The 2,861-nt window shown below is 69.1% G+C and carries 4 protein-coding genes and 1 pseudogene; 3 read left to right on the top strand and 2 right to left on the bottom strand.

What is annotated here, in order from left to right:
• Positions 1-127: 127 nt before the first annotated feature.
• Positions 128-823, bottom strand: a complete 696-nt coding sequence (locus ACFWF3_RS30800; RefSeq protein WP_379317222.1) for a maleylpyruvate isomerase family mycothiol-dependent enzyme — start codon at positions 821-823, stop codon at positions 128-130.
• 155 nt (positions 824-978) lie between these two features.
• Between ACFWF3_RS30800 and ACFWF3_RS30795 the strand changes: the two genes are divergently transcribed.
• A complete protein-coding gene (locus tag ACFWF3_RS30795) occupies positions 979-1,146 on the top strand; it encodes a hypothetical protein (RefSeq protein ID WP_358072878.1) in 168 nt (55 codons plus the stop codon).
• 23 nt (positions 1,147-1,169) lie between these two features.
• Positions 1,170-1,880: a PIG-L deacetylase family protein gene (locus ACFWF3_RS30790; protein WP_379317220.1), complete on the top strand. Its 711-nt coding sequence runs from the start codon at positions 1,170-1,172 to the stop codon at positions 1,878-1,880.
• Positions 1,881-1,936: 56 nt separating this feature from the next.
• Here the strand turns inward: ACFWF3_RS30790 and ACFWF3_RS30785 are convergent, their stop codons facing one another.
• Positions 1,937-2,494 carry an HD domain-containing protein gene (locus ACFWF3_RS30785; protein ID WP_379317218.1) on the bottom strand — a complete coding sequence of 186 codons (558 nt, stop codon included), beginning with the start codon at positions 2,492-2,494 and terminating at the stop codon, positions 1,937-1,939.
• Between the two features lie 119 nt (positions 2,495-2,613).
• Here ACFWF3_RS30785 and ACFWF3_RS30780 point away from each other — a divergent pair.
• Positions 2,614-2,861: pseudogene (locus tag ACFWF3_RS30780) on the top strand (glycosyl transferase); the annotation flags it as partial.

Here is a 2,861-nt window from a genome sequence, read left to right as displayed (position 1 = left end):
ATCCCGGCCTCGGTGTGGCCGCGGATCGCGCCGCTCGTGGTCGTGACGATGGGTTCCATGACAAGTCCTCCTACGCGCGGTGAGCCCCGATTATGGGCGCTTGTCCGGTTCGCCGTCAGTCGTTTGCCTACGGAACGAGCGGTCCGGCGAGTACTCGCTCGCCCGCCGCGCGGTCGCCGTCCCAGGTGAACTCCGGGTCGTCGCCGGACTTGCGTCCCCACAGGGCCAGGAGCAGGTCCGACGCGGTACCCGCCAGCTCGGCTACCGACTCGCCCGGACCGTAGGTCCAGGTGCCGCCGGTATCGGTGGCCCGCAGCCGCAGCGCCACCTCGGGTTCGACCGCCAGGCCGCGGTGGATCATCCGCGGCGCGAACAGTTCGAAGACCTCATCGATGCCGTCGACAGCGAGATCGGCATCGAACGGGTCGGCCTTGCCGAGCGCGTTCTGACCGTCCCACAGGTGCATGAGCGTCTCGTGGGCGCGGCGCCGCCGCCAGAAACCGACGGTGCGCGGCATGGACCGGGTGAAGGTCCAGGCCTCCTGGTTCTCGTCCGCGGACAGCGAGGTCACCATGGCGTCGGCGGTCGACTCGTACCACTCGCGCAGGGCGGCGGGATCTCTCGGCGCGGGCTCGCCCTCGAAATCGCCGCGCAGCTCGGCCACCGCGGTGACCACCCACAGATTGCCCCGCCCGACATGGTCGACGAGGTCGTAGAACGCCCAGTCGCCGCAGGACGGCACCGGCGCGGCCAGATCGGTGTCGGGGGTGATGAGCTCACCGAAGGCGGTGAGCTTCGCACAGAGCAACGCCAAGTAGTCCATGCCGATCACGGTAGCCGGGCTGGGCCCGAGATCTCGGGGTGAACCCTGATCTACACCCGGATATCGGTGCTGACCTGGTGATCTATTGCTCGCCGGGTGGGAGGATCGGAGGTGTCGGATCGCTGGACGGCGGTCGCAGAGGTGAAGGAGTCGTCATGGTCTTGAAAGTCATCGGCATCGTCGTGGTCGCGGTGATCGCGTTCTGGATTCTCGGCGCGCTGATCGAGGCGCTGATGCCCATCCTGGTGATCGGGGCGATCGGCACCGGCGTATACCTGCTGTACAAGGCGGTGTCGGGGAGCGACAAGACCCCGATCAGTTAGTCGTCTGTGGTTAGCATGGCGGGGTGGAACAGGTACCCGAGGACTGGCAGCGCGGACTGGTGATCGTCGCGCACCCCGACGACATCGAATACGGCGCCGCGGCGGCGGTCGCGCGATGGACGGGGCAGGGCAAGGATATTCGCTACCTGCTCGTCACGCGCGGCGAGGCGGGGATCGCCGGGATGCCGCCCGCGCAGGCCGGGCCGTTGCGGGAGATCGAGGAGATCTCGGGCGCCCGTGAGGTCGGCGTGCACACCGTCGAATTCCTCGACCATTCCGACGGCCGCATCGAGGAAGGTCTCACCCTGCGAAGGGAACTCGCCGCCGCGCTGCGCAGACATCGCCCGGAGATGGTGGTGCTGTTCAACTTCGGCGACACCTGGGCGCCCGGCGTGGTCAACAGTGCCGATCACCGGGCCGTCGGCCGATCGGCGATGGACGCGATCTCCGACGCGGGCAACGAGTGGATCTTCCCCGAAATCGCTGATCTGCCACCGTGGTCGGCGCGGTGGGCCGCCGTGGTCGGCCCCGTGGCCACCCATGCTGTCGACGTGAGCGCTCAGCTGGAGCAGGCGCGCGCGTCGTTGTCGGCGCATCGGCGTTATCTGCAGGTGCTGAGCCCGGTGCCGGTGGAGGAGCAGGTGCGCGAGATCGTCAGCTTCGCCACGGGTCCCAAGGAAGGGTTCCCCGCCGAACACGCCGTCGGGTTCGAACTGTTCACCTTCGGCGGCTGATCAGCGAACCATGCATCGATGATGCTGCGGTGCAAGGGCACTGGGTGTCGTCGCCATCAGAGCCGTCGGGCCGCGACGCGCTCGACAAGTGGCCGCCACTCCTGAAGCGGGGCGACCCGTAGGCCGACCACCTTGCCCGCGTCATCGGCCCTTCGCAGCGCCAGGGCCGCGGCGAAGTCGGGGTCCGCGCGGAACGAACCGGTCTCGGTGGGCGTCATCGGGCCGCCCTGTGCGACGAGCGTGCGGCGACTCGAGGTCGACAACCCGGCCGCGTGTGCTGGATCCGTTGCCACCAGAAAGCGTTTCGCGGTCACGTGGAGTTCGATCAGGCGCGCTACCCGGGGGCCGAGCAGCGCACGCACCGCCTCGGCGCCGTGCCTGCCGTGGCCCGCGTCGTCACCGGGGAAAAGTACATGGCCGATGTCGTGCAGCAGACCCGCGACCTGGAGTTCTTCGTCGTCGGGGAAGTCGCGGCGGAGCAACTGCGCGCACTGGCGATCGTGATCGAGGATGTCGACCGGGTCGCCGGTGCGGTCCGCGGTGTCCCAGGCGCCGGCGCACCGCTCGAGCAGCGCGAACAGGTCGTCGACGGTGTCGATTCCGGGGTGTCGCACGTGCTCGCTCCTGGTGGTGTCGCTCGGACGGATCGGTCTCGCGGCGGTCAAGGTAGCGCAGAAATCGTGGATCGGTCGTCCGAGGTGGGCGGGGTCTGGCGGTATGGCAGGGTGGGCGGATGCGAATAGCTGTGGTGGCCGGGCCCGATCCAGGGCATGCGTTTCCCGCGATCGCGCTGTGTCTGCGATTGCTGGCCGCGGGCGACGAACCCGTGTTGTTCACCGGGCCGAGATGGCTGGATCAGGCGCGCTCGGCGGGGCTCAGCGTGCGCAAGCTCAAGGGTCTCGCGCCGCGCCCCACCGACGACGACGCCGACGCGGGCGCCCGGATCCACGAGCGCGCCGCCCACATCGCTACCGAGAACAC

The organism is Nocardia sp. NPDC060220 (assembly GCF_042727815.1).
GTDB lineage: Bacteria > Actinomycetota > Actinomycetes > Mycobacteriales > Mycobacteriaceae > Nocardia.
This window is presented reverse-complemented; position numbering and strand designations above follow the sequence as displayed.

What these genes read in the sequence shown, in the direction of transcription:
- ACFWF3_RS30795 (WP_358072878.1), top strand. Translation starts at nt 979, where the DNA reads ATGGTCTTGAAAGTCATCGGCATCGTCGTGGTCGCGGTGATCGCGTTC.
- ACFWF3_RS30800 (WP_379317222.1), bottom strand. Translation starts at nt 823, where the DNA reads ATGGACTACTTGGCGTTGCTCTGTGCGAAGCTCACCGCCTTCGGTGAG.